Origin of the sequence: Clostridium sp. 001 (assembly GCF_019056555.1) — a bacterium.
GTDB lineage: Bacteria > Bacillota > Clostridia > Clostridiales > Clostridiaceae > Clostridium_B > Clostridium_B ragsdalei.
This window is the reverse complement of sequence record NZ_CP020473.1, coordinates 943,091-962,746: the sequence shown is the minus strand read 5'-3', so window position 1 is coordinate 962,746 and position 19,656 is coordinate 943,091. Positions and strand designations below refer to the sequence as shown.

Sequence of the window (19,656 nt, the reverse complement as noted above, 5' to 3'; positions counted from 1 at the left end):
GATTTGAAATAGCCATATTGATAAAAAAGGGCGCACGAAATAAAGCAAAGTTGGGTTTCTATTTTTTACAAATAAAATTTATGCAATTAATGGTTTTAGGCTTCTAATATATTCATTTTTATGTATTTTATTTGCTACAATAACTGTTATTAGCTGAGTTATACCGGCTAGAAGTAAGTCAGAATGAAGCGTTAGCTCATTTTGTGTCTTACGATCCGCAACGCAATAACTGCCTTTGAAATGGTTGATGTTTTTCTCGACAGCAGTCCTGATTTTATAAGTGTTTTCCCATTGGAGAGTTCCACGAGTAGTTCCAGGATATGCACGAAGATTCTTTTCAGGATAAATGTAAAACATTCTGCCGCAAGAAGATTTTGTACATGGATTTTCACATAGAGTTACACGTTTGCTCTTTTTAGTTTTTTTATTGTATACCCATTTCATTTTGGGACATACGAATTTCATTGATGGAATTCCAGAACGTAAGTGTGTTTTACTGCCTTCTCGTTTCATTGGAAGCGAATGGTCATAAGGACAGCATGGAATACCATTTTCATTTAAAGGGCAGTCGAATTCTTTTGATGCAAGTTTAGTTTTTAATGGAATGAATGCCTTTTCAAATTTCAAATCATGCAAAAGGTATCGATAAATCAGAATGCTGTCAAAAGCAGCATCACCTAAAAAGATTTTTGGATTTATCAAAGGATGTTTTGCAAAGAAATCCATAAGAACAGGTATAAGAGCTTTAGAATCAGCAAGAGATTTATCTTCATCCGGTGAATCAGATTTTTTCTCAATAACAATATCAGGATGTGCTTTTAGAAAATCCTGATTGTAAAATGAAATATCTCTTACAATACCAAGTCCGTTGGTTACAATGCCAAATTTAAAAGCATAGCAAAAATGACCGTTAATGTACATTTGTTGAATGGCCGGATTAGCTGAAGCGTGTGGAGGCATAGAACCATAGGCAGCTTTATAAGGATCATAAGAATCATCTAAAGCATGTACTTTCTTAAAAGTCTTAAGCTGTTTTATGATGCGGTTAGCATACTTAGGGTTGTTTTCAGTAACAAAAGCTTCGATACCAGAAGTATCAAAAATAGTCATAGAAGCAAGTTTGGGGTCAATTTGCTGGCATATTGGTTCAGTAATATCAACGAGATTATCAAATATCAATTGTAAGTCCAGAATAAAATCCTGTTTAAAACGTGTGAATTTAGAAGCATCAGGGACTTTAAGGAAACCGCAGAAATCCCTTAACTCTTGAGAATATTTAAGAAAAATAATCAAAAGGGAATCCGTAGGAATAGAAAAAATGTGCTGCAAAATCAAAGCACGGAGCATGGCGTAAAGACTGTATTTACGGGGCCTTCCAGTAGAAGCATAAAAATGATTTATGAAGGAAGCAGGGATTAAATCATCAAGGTTAATAGTATTTTCAAGTAAAGAAAGAAACTGAGGCTTGTTATTTTCAAATTTTTCTTTGCAATCAGAAAAAATATCTGCCAAAGAAAGCTGTTTATATGGTATCATAAATATATAACTCCTTTCTGAGGTATATGGTGATTTTGTTTCTTTGCAATTCAATTTTACCATAAATCAGTGAGGAGTTATTTTGTTTTGTAACAAAAAATACACCGCATTTATACGGGTTGTAGCGTTTCGCAAACGCCTATTTCCTTGAGAGAATGAAAGGAGAAAGTAAATGAATAATAAAAAATATTATTCGACGGCTTTGGCATTATATTTAGCCTATTTTATACATGGTATTGGAGTATCAATTTTAGGACAGTACAAGCAAAACTTTGTGGGTGTATGGGGTGCGAAAACATTAGCTAATGGTACTTTTGATGTAAGTGTAGTACTTGCTGTTATTGCCGCACTTGGATTAGGACGCCTTATTGGATATCCTTTTGCTGGGCCTGTTTCTGACAAGCTTGGAAGAAGAGTTTCTGGATTAATTGGTATAGTTTTTTATATCGCATATTTTGTAGGTATTATAATAGCACCAAATATGTATGTTGCGTATATATTTGCACTAATCGGTGGTGCAGCTAACTCATTTTTAGATACATGTATCACTCCATCATGTTTGGAAATTTTTATAAATTCAGGTGATGCTGCCAATATGTTTACAAAGTTTTCTATATCATTAGGACAACTTTTGCTTCCATTTGGGATAGGTTTTGTTTCAGCAAGCCATATGTCGTATAAAACAATCTTTATTGTAACGGCTATTTTACTTGTTATAGATGGTATTTTGATTGCAACTATGCCTTTTCCACCAATGAATAATAATGTCAAGGGTAAACCTAAAGAAAAAAGGATGAAATTTACAGTGACTAGTATTGCATTAATTTGTATAGGTTTTACATGCACTTCTACATTCCAGTTATGGTTAAATTGCAACCAAGAATTAGGAAAGTTATATGGACTTGCTAGCCCAGGACAAATTCAATCATACTATGCAGTAGGATCAATGCTTGCTGTATTAATAACAGCAGCTCTTGTAAAAGGATTTCTTAAACCAGTTAGAGTACTTGTTCTATATCCTTTACTTTCTACAATTATGCTTATAATTATATATTTTATACAGACAAAAACTATTTGTTTAATAGGTGGATTTGTAATTGGATTTACAGCAGCAGGTGGAGTGCTTCAGTTGGTTACGTCTACAGCAAATGCAATGTTTCCAGCAAATAAAGGTAAGATTACTTCTATAGTTATGATTGCATCTAGTGTAGCAAACTATGTTATTTTAAATATTGCAAGTGTTATAACAAAATCAGGTGGTGCAAATGGGCCAAGATATGTTGTATTATTCAATGCTGTAATCACTATTATAGGAGTTTTACTTGCAATATTTGTAAACAGGCAATATGCAAAATATGCAGTAGAACAATAGGAATAGAGTTCACTAAATAATATCTATTTCAAAAAATAATTGTTTGAAAATTTTTAAAACTTTAATTGTGAAAGTTAAAATTAATTCAAACAAATTTAATCAAGAATGGAGGAATAGCAATGGGATAATATGACACGAATAATTTAGAAAAAAGCAACTAAAGAAAGGTGGTTTACATGGTTTTTGAAATGTTTTGATGTTAAGTGAGTATGATGGTTATTGGTATAGGGATTGTATGTTAATTTTAAAATTATGTTAAATCAATAGTTAAATTAAATAATTTTTTATAAAGGAGGAATATATTAATGGAAACTTCAACAAAAAAAATACCTGGAGCAAGATGGCTGTATATTATGCCAGTATGTTTTATTACAACTTTTTTCTATTTTATAGATCGAAACATTATAAGCATAGCACTGCCAGGAGGTCTTCAGAAGGGGCTTGCATTAAATTCTACAATGGCAGGTTTAGTAGCAGGGGTATTTTCAATCGGCATATTGTTTCTTTCTGTACCAGCGGGGCAGATGGCTCAAAAAGGAAAAGTTAAAAAATTTGTTTCGTTTTGTATTATTGGATGGAGTATATTTACTATACTTACTGGATTTGTTCAAAATGGATGGCAACTAGTGATAGTTAGATTTATTATTGGATTTTTTGAAGGTGCATTTTCTCCAGCAATCACTACTATATTTACATTTTGGTTTCCAGATAAACATGGGGAACGAAATAGAGCAAATTCAACCTATTTTACAGCTATTTCAATAGCAGCAGTTTCTATGGGACCTATTGGAGGAGCTATCATACAATTTTATGGATGGAGAAATTTATTTATCATACTTGGTGTATTAAGTTTAGTAGGTTTTGTTTTATGGCAACTTCTTATATTTGACAGACCTGGACAGGCAAAATGGTTGAGTAAAGAAGAAAGAGATTACATAGAAACAACTATACAGGAAGAACGTGAAGAGGCTAAAAAAGTAGCAGGGGATGTTAAGGTAAAAGGTAAAAAGTTGCCTTTAGGGCTTCTACTGCGTAACAAATATGTGTGGTGCTTATGTATCGTGGGTTTTACTGTGAATATTGGTCAGTTTGGATATACCATTTGGATGCCAACTATGATTAAAGCTATTACGAAAACTAATATTTTAAATGTAGGTTTTATATCTATAGTACCAAATATATTTACGGTAATTGGACTTTGGTTGTGGACTTATCTTGCAACTAAGATAAAGAGCAGGAGACTTACTACAGGTTTACCACTTATTATGTTTGCTGCATCTTTGGTAATAGCAAGTTTACCGTTAGGATTAAACCCGGTAATTAAAATTGCATTATTATGTCTTGTTAGTATATTTGTACAGGGACATATGCCAAGTTACTATTCAATACCATCTCTTGTACTGGTAAAAGAACTCGATGGCCCAACAAGAGGTTTGATGGCTGCGGCTATGGGATTAGGATCATTTGTTGGACCATATGCAGTAGGTTATTTAATTACATTAACTGGATCATCAAGTGTTGGAATGTACTTTTTAACAGCTATGCTTGTAATAGGAGGTTTGTCTACTCTAATATTACCAAAAAATATGGTAGCAGGTTCTTCAGAATCTAAATAAATATAAAGCTTATGATAACGTTTATAATCTATTGCCAAACTTTAATTATTAAGCGGTGATTATATTCTGTAATATTTATCCGATGGCTACCAGCCGTAATACACCCATCGCACACAGCGAAAGCGACTATCACCAAATCAAAGATTTGGGATATCTGCTTTTCTTATAAAGTGGGGGATAACGGCTGCTACGCCCCTGGATAACGATTTCTAAGTTTCAGATGGAGAAAAAACTCCACCTGAAATCAAGAACTCTGTTTATTTGCTGTGATAAGTATACAATAAAAATATTACTACAATTAGGAGGAGATTGTTATGTTGACTAATAATGATGGAATTGGTGTAGAAGTATCAAATGAGGCATTAATAATGTTGGATGTAGAAAAGGTTTTTAAAAAAACTTACTTAGATGTTCCATATGCCAATGAAAGTAAACATCAGAAAATGGATATAATTATTCCAAATGAAGGAGAAGGACCATTTCCAGTAGTTATTAATATTCATGGAGGTGCATGGTTCTTTGGAGATAAGAGAAATGTGCATACAAGATCAGCAATTCAGTTAGCTTTTGAAGGATATGCTGTTGTAACTATCAATTACAGATTAAGTGGTGATGCAAAGTGGCCTTCACAAATATATGATTGTAAAGCAGCTGTAAGGTTTTTAAGAGCAAATGCTGCTAAGTATAATATAAAAACAGATAAGATTGCAGTGTTAGGCAGTTCAGCAGGAGGTCATCTTGCTGCGATGCTGGGGGTCACAAACGGACGTCCTGAGTATGAAGATTTATCAATGGGTAATTCAGAATATTCTAGTGATGTACAAGCTGTAGCAACATGGTTTGGAGTTTTTGATTTTATTAATACAGAAAATCATAAAAGACAGCTTGTTAGAGAAGGAGAAACTTATAAATGTCAAGATGATGGTGTTGCAGATCGTTTAATGGGATGCAGCATGGAAGAAAACAAAGATAAATATATTTCAGCATCTCCAATTTATCAGATGAGAAAGAATATGCCTCCAATGTTAATTCAACAGGGTACATCTGATAAAGTAGTACCATATCTTCAAGCAATAGAGTTTTTTAATAAGTATATAAAGATTTGTGGAGATGAAAATGTACATATTGATTTGCTTGAGGGGGCTGGACATGGTGATGATGCCTTTAGAACTGATGAAAATATGTACAAAGTTCTCAGGTTTATGGATAAATATATTATGGGAGTTAAAGATAGGACATATGGTCCAATTCCTAAGATACCAATGGTTAAATCAAGTGATTCTTAGGTTCAGGTGGAGTTTGCTTATAAGGAATACTTTTTCTCCATCTGAACCTTAGAAGGACTTATCCAGGCGCGCAGCAGTGCTTATACACCACTTTGAAGAAAAGCAGATATCCCAAATCTTTGATTTGGTGACAGTCGCTTTCACTGTGTTCGATGGGGGTGTTAGCAATGGTAGCAATCGGATAAATATTAGGAAGTTATTATTTAAGGGGTGACATATAATGAAAGTAAAATTACATCCTGGATACGAGGTTCTAGAAAATCTTCCATCTGATGTAAAAGAGGCAAACAAGTTGATTGAACCATTTAAGCATTGTGATATAGCGGATGATATTGAAATATATGATTCAAAAGTTCCTGGCATAGATGGTGAACCTGATGTGCCAATAAGGGTTTATAGAAAAAAAGGTAGCTCAAAATCTCCATTGGTTTTAGGAATACATGGAGGAGGATTTGTAGCTGGGAATATAGATAATGATAATGTTAGAGATGTGGGATTTGTAGATAATGTTCCATGTACTGTCATTTCAGTAGGCTACAGATTGGCACCTAAGTATCCTTATCCAGCACAGCTTAAGGATTGTCTTGCTGCATTAACTTATGCACATGACCATCTAGATGAATTTGGTATAGATCCTGAAAGAATTGCAGTATTTGGGACAAGTGCAGGTGGTGCAATTGCAGCAGGTCTTTGTTTGTATTTGCGTGATCATAATGGTCCTAAAGTTTGTATGCAAATTTTAAATTTTCCTGCTATTGATTATTTAGCTAATACAACATCAGCTAAGCAGATGTTTGATGATGTGCCTATGGTTAAAGGTAATGGTTTATCTGGTGTATGGAAATTATATCTTGGTGATCATGGATTTAATGGAACTCAACCTCCATATTATGCAGTTCCTGCTTTAGCAAGAGATTTATCTGGTTTGCCAGCTACATTTGTTGTTACATTGGAATATGATCCACTTCGTGATGAAGGAATAGATTATGCTAGAAGATTGATGGAATTTGCAGTACCTACAGAATTGTATAGCCTGCCGCGTGTTTGTCATGGTTTTGATATGGTACCTGCTAATTTGACATTGTGGATAAGGGAAGGTATGTATAATTCCCTTAGACGTGAATTTAATATGCTATAAGTATACAAGCTTAAGAAGAATATATTAGAAATGATTTAAAAGATAAAGCTACTTTAAAAAATAAGGTGGTTTTATTTTTTTGTATAAATACACGTTATATTAATTGTCTTTTAATTATATAAATAATATAGAAAATTAAAAGGCAGAGTGATAGGTAAATGAATGTTCGAAACAAGGGTATATGTCCTTTAATCGTAGATAAGGAACGCAGTTCAAAGGCTTTTACTAGTGAAGCTATAGATTTAATTAAAAGGGGAAAGACGAAAAAATTAAATGCTATATGGCTTGAAGTAACAGGATGTTCAGGAAATATTATTTCTTTTTTAAATAGTGAAAATCCTGGACTCGATTATATTTTAGAAAAACTCATTAATTTAAAATACAACAATACTCTAATGACTTCAGAAGGTGAGTATGCTTTTAAACAATTCTTAGATACATTGGATACTGAATTTATACTACTAGTAGATGGAGCGGTATCTACTGCTCAAAATGGTTTTTATAATATTGTTGCCAATTATGAAGGAAAACCTGTTACTGCACTTGAAGCTGTAAAAATGGCAGGAGAAAAAGCAAAGTATGTTCTCTGTGTAGGAACTTGTGCATCCTATGGTGGAATTTCTGCCGCCAGGCCAAACCCATCAGAAAGCAAAAGTGTTAAAGAAATACTAAATCGTGAAGTCATAAGACTTCCAGGCTGTCCATGCCATCCGGATTGGGTAGTTGGAACTTTAGCACATTTAGTTGCTTTTGGCAAACCGCAATTGGATGAAGATGGAAGACCTCTTCTTTTTTATGGAATTACCATTCATGATAGGTGTACAAGAAGGGGATTTTTTGATAACAGAATTTTTGCAAAAAAATTTGGAGAAGATGGATGTATGTTTAAACTTGGATGCAGGGGGCCTGTAACTAAAACAGATTGTCCTAGGAGAAAGTGGAATGGATATGTGAACTGGCCTGTTGAAGACAATACCAACTGTATAGGATGTGCAAATTCTAGATTTCCAGATGGTATGGAACCATTTGTAAGGTATTAGTAAGGAGGGTGCTATGAAAAAGAAAATTACCATTGATCCAATTACGAGAATAAGTGGTTTTTTGGAAACTAAAGTGCAAGTAGAAAAAAATATTATAGTAGATGCTGAAACTAGTGGATTGCTTTTTAGAGGATTTGAAAAAATGTTAAAAAACAGACAGCCGCTGGATGCAGTATATTTTACAGAAAGAATTTGTGGGATATGTTCAACAGCTCATGCTGTGGCAGCTGCTACAGCTCTTGAAGATGCTTTGAAGATAAAAATTAGTGTAAATGATTCGTATATGCGTAATTTAATACATGGTTTTGAATTTATACAAAATCATATAAGACATTTTTATAATTTGACTATACCAAGTTATGTGAAGATGCCCAATATAAATCCTCTTTTTTCAGATCAATATGAAGATTATAGATTACCTTATAACTTAAATAAAAAGATAAGTGAAGATTATATTGAAAGTATTAAATACAGTAGGTTAGCCCATGAAGGATTGGCTACTCTTGGAGGAAAGGCTCCCCATAATCACGGAATTTTTGTTGGAGGAGTTACCATAAATATAGATCCATATAAACTTACAAAAGTTAAATCTATTATTTCTCAAATTAATGAATTCGTAAGTAGTGTTATGTTAGAGGACATGAACATAATTTCAAAATACTATGCTGATTATTTTAAAATGGGAAAAGCCTATGGAAACTTTATGACTTATGGAATTTTTGATAAGTATGCTGATCCTGAGATAAGTTATGTAGGACCTTCTGTCTTAATAAATGGACAAAAGCATAACTTTAATAGTAATAAAATTACAGAGAATATACTTTACACCTGGTACATGAATGATGATGAAACAATAAATTTATCTAAAGAAACAGGTTACAGCTTTATAAAATCGCCAACTTATGATGGCTATTCTATGGAAGTAGGACCTCTAGCAAGATTGATACTTTCAGGTGAGTATACTGGTGGAAGTTCATGTATGGACAGAAATGTTGCCAGAGTACTTGAAACAAAAAAGATTTTAGAAATTATGCAAGGACTTGCAGATAGAATTAAGCTTATTCCAGCAGAACAAAGAATATATGAAATCCCAGATAAAGCATTTGGTGCAGGATTAATTGACACAACTAGAGGATCCTTGGGACACTGGATAAGTATAGAAGATAAATTTATAAAGCATTACAATATTATAACTCCTACAGTGTGGAACATGGGGCCAAGAAATCAATCAGGTGCGCTTGGAATTGGAGAAAAATCTTTACTTGGAACGAAAATAAAAGATATAAAGCAGCCTATAGAAGTTGGGAGAATTATGAGGTCCTTTGATCCTTGTGTTTCCTGTGCAACTCATTTGATAAGTGATGCATATGAACCAGTGGACGTACAGGTTATAGTATGAAAGCAAAAGTTATTGCTCTAGGAAATATATTAATGGAAGACGATGGCATTGGAATTAAGATCCTGGAAAATATAAAAGAGGAACTTGCACATAACCATATTCAATCTATAATAGGAGAAACAGATGTGGAATACTGCATTTCCCAAGTAAAAGATGGTGATTTTATATTTATAATAGATGCTTCTTATAATGGAAAAGTTCCAGGTACGATAACAGTTGCCAGCTTACAAGATTATAAGTGCAAAAACAAATATTATACCCAGCACAGCTATAGCTTCATAGACATTATAGGAGTTTACTACAAATCATTAACTGGGTTTATTATTGAAATTGAAGCAGCTAGTGTAAGCTTTAAATTGGGACTTAGCCATAATTTACAAAGTAAGCTTAAGGATATTTCAAAAGATGTATTGAAAAATATTTTTCTGAGATTGAATGATAGAGCAGAGGAGGAAAAATAGTTGGATTTTTATTTAATGAAAAAGCTGAAGATAATTAGGCGAAAAATAACTTTTTATAAAAAAAGTAGTATGTTTGCTGTATGCCCTTTTATAAAAAGCTATTATGGACATCTCATGAATATTCAAATAGGGGAATTAGAAAAACTAATGAATACAATGAACAAAGATATAGTAAGACAGGAAAAACAATTTACTTTGGAAGAACTTTCAAAATACAATGGTGCTGGTGGCTCTCCGGCGTATGTTGCTGTAAATGGAATAGTGTATGATGTGAGTTTGTCTCCTGTATGGGGTGGAGGGACGCATTTTGGTCTGTATGCTGGAAAAGACTTAACTTTACAATTTAGGGCATGTCACAGTGGAGAAATAAAGATATTAAATGGTCTACCTAAAGTGGGAGAGTTAAAAATTTAATAACAAATTAGTTTTGAAAAAGGGGTAAATAATAAATGCATGATATGATTTTATTGAGTAAAATATCTAGGGCTTTAAGTGAATGCTGCAGTTCAAATAAGATTTTAAAGATAGGTAAAGTAGTTATAGCTGTAAATAGTTACAGTCATGTTAATGAAAATAATCTTTATGATTATTTGAGAAACTATAATGAAGACATAACTGATGAATCAACAGAAGTTAAAATTGAAATTGAAAATTTGCCTGATCAAATGGCAATAATTAAAAATATAGAAGGTTACCAATATGAAGATGAAAAGTAGAAATGATATTAGCAATTTGGAGGGCATAATTGAAGAGATTATTTGTGCTATTGTAAAACTATTTCTATAATCAAAAGTTGACAGGAAAACAGAAAGCAAATTATACTTATAATGAAAAGATGGTGAAACATATGAAAATATTGCTTATGAAAATTACCTTGAGAGCATCTTGGGTTCATTCATTAAAAGAAAAAAGAATGGTAGTAAAAAGCATAGTTCAAAAGTTAAAAAATAAGTTTAACGTATCTGTGGCAGAAGTTGATGAGCAGGATGTTCATCAAATGATAGTTATAGGAGCTGCAGGAATATGTGGAACTTCTGCACAAGTAGATTCAACAATGGAAAATATCATAACTTTTGTAGAAAATAATACTGACGCAGAAATAATAGATATTCAAAAAGAAGATGTTGAAGGTATATGAAGCAGCGTTTAATTAATAGTTAAGAATGAAGAATTAATAGTTAATGTGGATTTTTCTCCGTTACACTACAAAAAATATTTGATTAAGCTTTTCATCACTCGTTTCGCTAAAGCGAAATATTGATGAGTTATATAAATTTAAAGATTTTTTGCGATAGCTAAAAATCATCCTTCACTATTAATTTTTCATTATTAATTCTTAACTTGCGAGCTTTGCTTCACAAGGTTTTTATATTAAGTCAAAATATCGTATGTGTGAAAGCTGATTACTAAATAATAAGGGGTGTACATATGAGAAAAAAATTAATTGTTTTACTTTCTGTTTTTATGTTTATATTTATATTTTTTGGTGCAAAAGCTAGTGCAGCTTCACCAGAATCTATAAGATTAGGTGGACAAGATAGATATGGAACCTGTTCACAAATAGTAAATCAAGGCTGGAAAAATTCCAACTATGCAGTTATTGTGAATGGATATAACTTTCCAGATGCTTTAAGTGCATCAACCTTAGCTAAAAAGTATAATGCACCAATACTTTTAAATGGCAGTGATAGACTAGAGAATACTACAATTGAGCAAATAAAGAGATTAAATGTTAAACAAGTTTTTATTGTAGGAGGCACTGGAGTTATAAGCAATGAAGTTGACGATGAACTTCATGAAATGAATATACCAACTGAAAGATTTTCTGGACTTAACAGAACTGAGACCTCTGTATCAGTGGCAAATCAAATAGGGATATATAATGGAATAATCTTAACTACAGATAGTGATTATACTGATGCACTTTCTATAGCTTCTATAGCTGCAAAATTGCAGATGCCAATTATATTAGTCCCAAAGGATTCAGTACCAGATTCAGTAAGTCAATTGGTAGAAAGTAAAAATATACCGGTAACTTATGTATTGGGTGGACAAGACATAATAAGTGATGCTGTGTCATCTAAGTTTCCAAATGTTAAGAGGATTTCTGGAAGCGATAAATATGAAAGAAATATAAATATAATAAATGCTTTTTCTGATAAATTTGATTTTAGTTCGATTTGTCTGGCTTATTCAGAAGACTTTGCAGATGCTTTAAGCGGATCAGCTTTTGCTGCATTAAATTCAAATCCGATAGTTTTGGTAGGAAGCAGTACAGCTCCTGTAACACAATGTTTTATAGAAAATAAAAGCTTTAGTAAGTTATATGTATTTGGCGGTGAAGCTGGGATAACTGGAGACATAGTGGCAACTTTGACAAATGGCAAAACGTCGGACAAGCCTCAACCATCACCTGAGCCACAACCGCAGCCGCAGCCAGAACCAGTTGACCCATCACCTGAGCCGACTACACCAACAGATACTTCTGCTTCCCATTCTGAGTTGCAGAAAAATCTTTATAATTATCTTAGCGATGAAGATCATAGACAATCAGTTTTAAATAGAGCTATTGAGCTTCACGGTGGTGACACAAGCAATAACTGTGTATATTTTCAAAGTGAAGCTTTGAGAAGATCAGGACTTACTGATTTGCCAGAGTGGGTATGTAATACTGTACAATTTACATCACAACTTTTACAAAGAGGGTGGACTAAGTGTGAGGATTTAGCAAAACTTCGACCTGGTGATATATGCTTTACAACGAATGGTCCAAGCCATACCTATACTTTCATGAAGTGGTGTGACCCAAAAAGTTATGATTATGCTTATATATGTGATAATCAATCTAATGAATATGGAGGAAATGTTTATCATAAGAGAAATGTGGATTTTGCTACAGTATTAAAAGATGCTATTGCTTATTTTATGTATGAAAACTAGATTCGTGGTATTTCTAAGTAAAAGACTCATAAAAGTGAAAAATATATGTGCCATTTTACAATAATGAATTTCCAAATTACGAATTGCAGGGCATTAAGTAGCATACTTGACATGAAAGAAATATTGTGAGAAAATTGCATTAAATAGTTATATATCATAATTAGAAAAGCAATTATTGATAAAAGAATATAAAAAAGATATAGGTGCATTATTATGCTGAAAAGGGAAGCCAGATGGAAAGTCTGCACGGTCCCGCCGCTGTGAAAAGAGGAGTCCTTATTATATGTCACTGGGAAACTGGGAAGGCTATAGGGATGATGATCTTAAGTCAGAAGACCTGCCTATGTTGCTTTAGGAACCATTAAACTCTACGAGTGATAGGGAGGTGACCTTTGTTATAGTATATTATTTCAGTTATTATAATTTACCCTTCCTAGGTTTCTCTAGGAAGGGTAAAATCGTTTACGAAAAGATTATTAAAAATTGGACGTCCTGTAACGTGATGAAGAATTAGGTGTTTTTTCTGCAGGATTGATAGTTGGACATTACTGGGGAAAGATGTTCGGCAAATTAAAGTCAAAGGGGAAGAATAAAATTATGGAACTAGCTTCATTTAGAAAAATGTATGATAAAAATAGTTTTTTACATTGTTTAGATGGGAGAGTCAAAACAGTTTTGTTTTTAAGTGGTATTATTATTGCTACTTTCCTTTCACATTGGTATTTGGTAACTTTTTTATGGGTGCTATCTTTATTTGGGTATTATACATTACATTTGCCATTGAAAAGGCTTGTAAAAAGATTACTCATACCTTTTGGAATAGCCTGGATTGTATTTATAAGTATGCTTTTTACTAATGGTAGTCATGTTTTAACTTATATCTCATTTGGAAGTTATCATTTATATATTTATAAAGAAGGACTTGACCTTGGAATTTTACTAATGCTTAGAATAATGGCAGCTGTTAGTTTAGCTTGTGTACTATCATTTTGTACGCCTATGATTGAAATACTTGAAACCCTTAGAATATTTAAAATGCCATCTATAATAGTGGACTTGGCAGATATGATGTATAGGTATATATTTATTATTGAAGAGACGGGAAAAAGTATGAGACATGCTCAGTTGAGTCGTATGGGATATAAGTCTAGTTGGTTTCATCAGATTAAAGATACTGCGGAAATAGCAGTCTATGTTATAATACAATCTTTAGATCGAAGTATAAGAGTTTATAATGCCATGCTGTCAAGGGGATATAATGAAGATAGTATAGAAGCTAAATTTTTTACATATCCAGTACCTTCTAAGGATTTTGGACTTGGAGTAGTAGGTGTAATTTTATTGATTGTTCTAATTATTGCAAATGTATTGATTTAAAGGAGAATGTTTATGGAAATTATTGATGTGTCTCAAGTTAGTTATGCTTATGGTGATGGGAGTATGGCACTTAAAGATATTAATATGAAAATAAAAGGTGGGGAGAAGGTAGCAATACTTGGCCCAAATGGTGCGGGAAAGTCTACACTTTTTCACCTATTTAATGGGATTTTAAAACCTACATCTGGAACTATCACTGTAAATGGTATGGAAGTATGTAAAAGAAATTTAGTAGAGATTAGGCGCAGTGTGGGAATGGTATTTCAGGATTCTGATGACCAGCTTTTTAACCCTACAGTCAGGCAGGAAATTGCCTATGGACTTTTAAACATGGGATTTAATGGAAAAAAGTTAGAGGATACTATAGAGTGGGCTTTAAAAACAGTGGGAATGTCAGGTTATGAAGATAAAAGCCCTCACAATTTAAGCGGTGGACAAAAAAAGAGAATTGCACTTGCAAGTGTACTTGCTATGAAACCAAAAGTTATGGTATTGGATGAGCCAACCGCAGCACTTGATCCACGAGGAGTGCACAAATTAATTAGACTTTTGGATTCTATAAATAAAAAACTTGGAATTACTTTAATTTTTGCAACACATGACGTGGATACAGTTCCACTTCTTGCGGATAAAGTTTATCTTCTAGATAGAGGAAAGATTATAATGGGGGGAACTACTGAAGAAGTATTTAATAAAAAGGAAATTATTCGTAAGATTAATTTAAGACTTCCTAGAGTAGCACATTTAATTGAAATTTTAAATAAAGATGGAATTTTAAATGTGGATGATTTGCCCCTTACAATTGGACAAGCGAAAAACTTGTTGGAAAAAAGTAAAAATATTTTTTGAATTTTAATAATTTACAATTTTCACAGAATATATTTTATAGCTTATCTTATTTAAGAGAAGTTGTATGAGAATACTTAGTTGTGGTATTTTTATATAACTTCTCTTTTACTATTTAGCACACTTTTTTGTAAAATATTTTTAATGTTTAAGCTTTGAATTTAAATTAAATTAAACCTAAAGCTCAAATATACGAAAATAGAATTAATAGATTCAAATATGGAAGGAGAGTATTATGTCTATAAAAAGAAAAATACCAATACTAATAGCAGCTATTATTGTTGTTCTAATGTCCATAACGACTTTTTTTGTTAGCAATCGATCTAGCGGCATAGTGGAAGAGAAAACTAATAGTGAAATACTAGGGATAACTGGAAGCTCTTCAGAAACTATAAGTGTGATAATAGAAAAAGAAGCTTTGGCAGCTAGAATTTTTTCAGAAAAAAATGTAGTTAAAAATTTAATGAAAATAAATGAAGATTCTCCGAATAGTGAAGATTTTAATAAACAACGACAGGATATGAATTTAACGTTACAGGACTATGTAAAAAAATCTAAAAATCTTGAACACGCATTTTTAGTAGATACTAAAGGAAATATAATTTCAGATAGTGACAAAAGCTACATAGGTAAAAGTTTAAGTGATAGGTCCTATAATAAGCCTACCCTTGAAGGTAAAAGTTCTATAAGTGAGATAGTTCTATCAAAAATAAGCAATAAACCTATAATAGTTTTTACAAATCCGATTAAAGCAAATGATCAAATTTTGGGATATGTTGGAATGGCCATATATGGAACTAGTTTTTCAAAATATTTATCTGGTATCAAAATAAGTGAATTTTCATCTAGTTACAGTTTATTGATGGATAACAAAGGTAAAATAATTTATCATCCAACTAATAGCAAAATAGGTAAACCGATTGAAACACCTGAAATAAAAGCTATAGCTGATAAATTGAATAGAGGTGAAAGTATAAAAGGGGGTTTAGTGAAATATGTTTTTAACAAAGAGGAAAAAATAGCAGGCTATGGAGTTATACCTGAAACAAACTGGGTTATAGTAATAACTGCTGACAGGTCAGAGATGCTCAAAGATATAAGAGCTACAACTTATGCTATAATACTTATAGCAATGGTGTTGTCAATTATAGCTATAGGAATAGGTTATGCATTTTCATTAAAAATTACAAATCCTATTATAAAAATAGTTGATCTTGTAAATAAAACAGCTAATTTGGATTTAAAATATGATAAAAGTTTTGAAAAACTATACAAATATAATGATGAAGTTGGAACAATGTTTCGTGCTATGACAAACATGAGAAAAGTATTGAGGGAAATGGTTGAAAATATGAAAGAAGCTTCAGGCACAATAAGTTCTAATGCAATTATGGTTGAAAATTTAATTGCTGAATTAAAAGGGTATGCTGAAGAAACTGCATCAGAAAGTGAAAATCTTTCAGCAGGCATGCAGCAAAATGCAGCTACAGTAGAGGAAGTTTCAGCATCTTCTGATGAAATGAGTGGGACAGTGGATTCTATGGCTAAAAAAGCTGCAGATGGTTCAACTAATGCTAATAGTATTGCACAGAGGGCAGAAAATTTAAAACATGATGCTGTTAGATCGAATGAAAGTACTAATGAAATATATACAGTAGTGAAAAGCGATTTAGAAAAAGCTATTGAAAAATCTAAATCTATAGAAGAAATAAATTCCCTCTCTATTGATATACTTTCAATAACAGATCAAACTAATTTACTTGCTTTGAATGCTTCTATAGAAGCAGCTAGGGCTGGTGAAGCTGGTAAAGGCTTTGCTGTAGTAGCTGAAGAAGTTCGCAAACTAGCTGAAGAATCTTCGGCAACAGTTAGTAACATTCAAATTGTAGTTGGTAAGGTTACAGAAGCAGTAGAAAATTTGTCAAATAATTCTTCAAAAATTCTTAATTTTATTAATGAAACTGTTTTGAAGGATTATGATAAATTAGTAAAAACAGGTAATCAGTATAACGAGGATGCTGAAATAGTAAGCGATTTCATGGTTGACTTTAGTGCTGTAGCAGAAGAACTAAGTTCCTCTATTGAAGGAATAACTAATGCTATAGGAGAAGTAGCTAATACTGTGAGTGATGGTGCTAGAGGTGTCACTGAAATAGCTAGTAAGGCAAGTAGTATAAATGAAAAATTAAGTGACATAAAATCTACTGCTGAAGATAATAAAAAGAGTGCAGATAATCTGCAGGATATTATAAACAAATTTAAAATTTAACTTTTTTGTTATTAATTCAATAGAGTATTAATTTTGAAATTGCACAAAATTTAAATACACAACTAATAAGTACTTCAATAAAAATCTATCAAAATCCTAAAGGGGGAATTAATTATGGCAAGTAGAAGTAATAGAGCATTAGTTCCAGAAGCAAAAGAAGGTCTGGATAGATTTAAAATGGAAGCAGCAAGAGAAGTTGGAGTAGATTTAAAAGATGGATATAATGGTGATATTACAGCAAGGGAAGCTGGATCAGTAGGAGGACAGATGGTAAAAAGGATGATAGAATCCTATGAGCAGAATTTAAAGTAGTAAAATATTAAAAAATAGACCGGGCGATTGAAAAATCTCCCGGTTAATTTTTTATATGAAAGGTTTTGTGGTGGTATAATATATATATTTCAAAAATTAATTACTCAACTTTCGCAGTTTAAAAATATTGCGTCGCAATATTTTTAATTAATAGTTAAGAATGAAGAATTAATAGTTAATGTGGATTTTTTTACGTTACACTACAAAAAATCTTTGATTAAGATTTTCACTACTCGTTTCGCTAAAGCGGAACATTCCTAATCTATATAAATTTAAAGATTTTTGGCGATAGCTAAAAATCATCCTTCACTATTAATTTTTCATTATTAATTCTTAACTTGCGAAGCTTTGCTTCGCAAAGTTTTTATATTGAGTCAAAATTTTATATGTGCCAAAGTTGAGTTAAAGTTAAATTAAAGGAGGGATATGGGTTTATGCCTGAAAAATATTGGCCTGAAACGGTAGTATTATGGGGAGCTGGTGCTACTAAAAATTTGGGACTTCATCCTACAAGTGAGTTAATACAATTGGTCCTAAAAATTAGTAAAAATGATTTTTCATTTTTGGAAGATAAAGACGAAAAACTAGCAAGTGCTTTTAAAAAATTAGTAACAGAAGATCTAATTAAGGATTCTAAATTGTCAAAAGTTTATGACTTTAAGGCCCTTGAAACTATAATAAGTACAAATACTAAGTTTAATATGCATGAATTATTTACTATGCTGGATCAACTTATTGATAATAACATGGGCTTTAATGCATTTTGTGGTGGGAAAAGGAAATTCTTAAGAGTTGAGAGAGTACAGGCAGCTAAAAGATGTCTTATACTTCTTATTGAAGAATTGGAAAGATTGAGTATACAAAAGGTACCGGGATATATGGATGAAGAAAAAATGGAACCTTATTATCAATTTGGAAAAATTCTTGCCGAACTTATGGTAGAGGAGGCAAAAACATTTGAAAGCAGAGGATATAAGATGGATACAAGGAAGTTTTACCTTTATTCCTATGCTATAATATCCTTTAATTGGGATCCTGTAATACTTTGGAACATATTTAATGTGCACAAAGAAGTGAACATGGATCCTACCTATTTAGAAAATGGATTAAAGCTTCAGCTATATGATGATTTTGGAACTCAAATAGCTTCTGCTGGATTAGACGGTAATGAATGCGAAATACGATATACGACAAATGAATCTCAGTGCAAGGTTATAAATGATTATAGCTATCCTTCTAGAACAATGAGAATAGGTAAAGTATTATTTCCTCATGGAATGTTTGGATCAAGGATTTGTCCTGAATGTGGGAAATCTATAGTAACTTTTACAGAAAAATGGGATAGATTATCTTCAGAAATTTTTGGCCCCTCCATTTTAAAACCTTTACAAAAAAATTGGAAGTATAGGACGCCTAAGGAAAAGTTAAATAAAAGAGGAGCAATAGAATGTCCTTATTGTGGACAGATAACCTATCCCTATGATATGACACTTATAATACAGAGCCTTTCTAAAAAAAAGAATATACCTGCCTTAGAAGAGTTAAAAACCGAGATGGGGCTTCTTATAAAGAATGCAAAACATATAATTTTTGCAGGATATAGTTTGCCTATAGATGATATTATGGTTAAAACTTTTTTTATGTCATCTATATCGGGAAATGATAAAGAAAAATTAAAATGTACTGTTATAAACTATGATGACAAATATAAAGGGACTGATTGGCTAAAGGGAGAAAAAATAGATGAGTACATAAGAAAATCTAAAAATAATTCTGTTGTAGAATGTATAAAAAATGTATGTGACATATTTCCTAAAGAAAATGTACGGGTTTATTTGAAAGGAATACCTGATGTATTTATGAAAAACGGAAAATGCAGTAAGGAAAAGGTAATAAATTTACTATATCCTAAAGAATGTTTTAAAGATGGCTTTCCAATAAAACGAGATTAATGATATATTTATGATTTATATATTGAAGTTTTGGTTAAACATGATAAAATTAAATCGTCAGTATTTATTAAAATAAAACTGAACTAAATTTTATAAAGGAGGGTCCGTGTTG

16 protein-coding genes, 1 pseudogene and 1 riboswitch are annotated in these 19,656 nt (G+C 32.1%); of the genes and pseudogenes, 16 read left to right on the top strand and 1 reads right to left on the bottom strand.

The window, feature by feature from the left end:
* Positions 1-191: 191 nt before the first annotated feature.
* Positions 192-1,536, bottom strand: a pseudogene (locus B5S50_RS04290) (transposase).
* A gap of 172 nt (positions 1,537-1,708) precedes the next feature.
* Here B5S50_RS04290 and B5S50_RS04285 point away from each other — a divergent pair.
* The 16 genes from B5S50_RS04285 (at position 1,709) to B5S50_RS04210 (ending at position 19,544) form a co-directional block, all read left to right on the top strand.
* On the top strand, positions 1,709-2,908 hold the full coding sequence (locus B5S50_RS04285) for an MFS transporter (RefSeq protein WP_065079546.1): 1,200 nt from the start codon (positions 1,709-1,711) through the stop codon (positions 2,906-2,908).
* A gap of 305 nt (positions 2,909-3,213) precedes the next feature.
* Positions 3,214-4,524, top strand: a complete 1,311-nt coding sequence (locus B5S50_RS04280) for an MFS transporter (RefSeq protein WP_217303201.1) — start codon at positions 3,214-3,216, stop codon at positions 4,522-4,524.
* 314 nt (positions 4,525-4,838) lie between these two features.
* Positions 4,839-5,810 carry an alpha/beta hydrolase gene (locus B5S50_RS04275; RefSeq protein ID WP_217303200.1) on the top strand — a complete coding sequence of 324 codons (972 nt, stop codon included), beginning with the start codon at positions 4,839-4,841 and terminating at the stop codon, positions 5,808-5,810.
* Between the two features lie 220 nt (positions 5,811-6,030).
* Positions 6,031-6,948 (top strand): alpha/beta hydrolase, encoded by a 918-nt coding sequence (locus B5S50_RS04270; RefSeq protein ID WP_065079543.1) that lies wholly within the window; start codon positions 6,031-6,033, stop codon positions 6,946-6,948.
* A gap of 158 nt (positions 6,949-7,106) precedes the next feature.
* Positions 7,107-7,988: a hydrogenase small subunit gene (locus B5S50_RS04265; protein WP_065079542.1), complete on the top strand. Its 882-nt coding sequence runs from the start codon at positions 7,107-7,109 to the stop codon at positions 7,986-7,988.
* A 13-nt stretch (positions 7,989-8,001) separates the two neighbouring features.
* Positions 8,002-9,387 (top strand): nickel-dependent hydrogenase large subunit, encoded by a 1,386-nt coding sequence (locus tag B5S50_RS04260; protein ID WP_065079541.1) that lies wholly within the window; start codon positions 8,002-8,004, stop codon positions 9,385-9,387.
* Positions 9,384-9,848 (top strand): hydrogenase maturation protease, encoded by a 465-nt coding sequence (locus tag B5S50_RS04255; protein WP_065079540.1) that lies wholly within the window; start codon positions 9,384-9,386, stop codon positions 9,846-9,848. The genes B5S50_RS04260 and B5S50_RS04255 overlap by 4 nt, the downstream gene beginning before the upstream one ends.
* The gene (locus B5S50_RS04250; protein WP_242872171.1) at positions 9,849-10,262 is read left to right on the top strand and encodes a cytochrome b5 domain-containing protein; all 414 of its coding nucleotides are present in this window, start codon (positions 9,849-9,851) and stop codon (positions 10,260-10,262) included. It begins immediately after the preceding gene.
* Between the two features lie 35 nt (positions 10,263-10,297).
* The gene (locus tag B5S50_RS04245) at positions 10,298-10,564 is read left to right on the top strand and encodes a hypothetical protein (protein WP_065079539.1); all 267 of its coding nucleotides are present in this window, start codon (positions 10,298-10,300) and stop codon (positions 10,562-10,564) included.
* A gap of 131 nt (positions 10,565-10,695) precedes the next feature.
* Positions 10,696-10,986: a DUF503 domain-containing protein gene (locus B5S50_RS04240; protein WP_065079538.1), complete on the top strand. Its 291-nt coding sequence runs from the start codon at positions 10,696-10,698 to the stop codon at positions 10,984-10,986.
* Between the two features lie 290 nt (positions 10,987-11,276).
* The gene (locus B5S50_RS04235; RefSeq protein ID WP_217303199.1) at positions 11,277-12,788 is read left to right on the top strand and encodes a cell wall-binding repeat-containing protein; all 1,512 of its coding nucleotides are present in this window, start codon (positions 11,277-11,279) and stop codon (positions 12,786-12,788) included.
* 184 nt (positions 12,789-12,972) lie between these two features.
* A riboswitch (cobalamin riboswitch) is annotated at positions 12,973-13,148 on the top strand.
* Between the two features lie 237 nt (positions 13,149-13,385).
* A complete protein-coding gene (cbiQ, locus tag B5S50_RS04230) occupies positions 13,386-14,165 on the top strand; it encodes a cobalt ECF transporter T component CbiQ (RefSeq protein WP_065079536.1) in 780 nt (259 codons plus the stop codon).
* A 12-nt stretch (positions 14,166-14,177) separates the two neighbouring features.
* Positions 14,178-15,014 (top strand): energy-coupling factor ABC transporter ATP-binding protein, encoded by an 837-nt coding sequence (locus tag B5S50_RS04225; protein ID WP_217303198.1) that lies wholly within the window; start codon positions 14,178-14,180, stop codon positions 15,012-15,014.
* 232 nt (positions 15,015-15,246) lie between these two features.
* Positions 15,247-17,280 carry a methyl-accepting chemotaxis protein gene (locus B5S50_RS04220; protein ID WP_217303197.1) on the top strand — a complete coding sequence of 678 codons (2,034 nt, stop codon included), beginning with the start codon at positions 15,247-15,249 and terminating at the stop codon, positions 17,278-17,280.
* 114 nt (positions 17,281-17,394) lie between these two features.
* Complete coding sequence (locus tag B5S50_RS04215; RefSeq protein ID WP_013239496.1) at positions 17,395-17,592, top strand: alpha/beta-type small acid-soluble spore protein; 198 nt, start codon at positions 17,395-17,397, stop codon at positions 17,590-17,592.
* Positions 17,593-18,026: 434 nt separating this feature from the next.
* Positions 18,027-19,544, top strand: a complete 1,518-nt coding sequence (locus tag B5S50_RS04210) for a hypothetical protein (protein ID WP_217303196.1) — start codon at positions 18,027-18,029, stop codon at positions 19,542-19,544.
* Positions 19,545-19,656 lie beyond the last annotated feature (112 nt).

Excerpts from the sequence above, each read along its gene's own strand:
- B5S50_RS04285 (WP_065079546.1), top strand. The coding sequence starts at position 1,709 with ATGAATAATAAAAAATATTATTCGACGGCTTTGGCATTATATTTAGCC.
- B5S50_RS04280 (WP_217303201.1), top strand. The coding sequence starts at position 3,214 with ATGGAAACTTCAACAAAAAAAATACCTGGAGCAAGATGGCTGTATATT.
- B5S50_RS04275 (WP_217303200.1), top strand. The coding sequence starts at position 4,839 with ATGTTGACTAATAATGATGGAATTGGTGTAGAAGTATCAAATGAGGCA.
- B5S50_RS04270 (WP_065079543.1), top strand. The coding sequence starts at position 6,031 with ATGAAAGTAAAATTACATCCTGGATACGAGGTTCTAGAAAATCTTCCA.
- B5S50_RS04265 (WP_065079542.1), top strand. The coding sequence starts at position 7,107 with ATGAATGTTCGAAACAAGGGTATATGTCCTTTAATCGTAGATAAGGAA.
- B5S50_RS04260 (WP_065079541.1), top strand. The coding sequence starts at position 8,002 with ATGAAAAAGAAAATTACCATTGATCCAATTACGAGAATAAGTGGTTTT.
- B5S50_RS04255 (WP_065079540.1), top strand. The coding sequence starts at position 9,384 with ATGAAAGCAAAAGTTATTGCTCTAGGAAATATATTAATGGAAGACGAT.
- B5S50_RS04245 (WP_065079539.1), top strand. The coding sequence starts at position 10,298 with ATGCATGATATGATTTTATTGAGTAAAATATCTAGGGCTTTAAGTGAA.
- B5S50_RS04240 (WP_065079538.1), top strand. The coding sequence starts at position 10,696 with ATGAAAATATTGCTTATGAAAATTACCTTGAGAGCATCTTGGGTTCAT.
- B5S50_RS04235 (WP_217303199.1), top strand. The coding sequence starts at position 11,277 with ATGAGAAAAAAATTAATTGTTTTACTTTCTGTTTTTATGTTTATATTT.
- cbiQ (WP_065079536.1), top strand. The coding sequence starts at position 13,386 with ATGGAACTAGCTTCATTTAGAAAAATGTATGATAAAAATAGTTTTTTA.
- B5S50_RS04225 (WP_217303198.1), top strand. The coding sequence starts at position 14,178 with ATGGAAATTATTGATGTGTCTCAAGTTAGTTATGCTTATGGTGATGGG.
- B5S50_RS04220 (WP_217303197.1), top strand. The coding sequence starts at position 15,247 with ATGTCTATAAAAAGAAAAATACCAATACTAATAGCAGCTATTATTGTT.
- B5S50_RS04215 (WP_013239496.1), top strand. The coding sequence starts at position 17,395 with ATGGCAAGTAGAAGTAATAGAGCATTAGTTCCAGAAGCAAAAGAAGGT.
- B5S50_RS04210 (WP_217303196.1), top strand. The coding sequence starts at position 18,027 with ATGCCTGAAAAATATTGGCCTGAAACGGTAGTATTATGGGGAGCTGGT.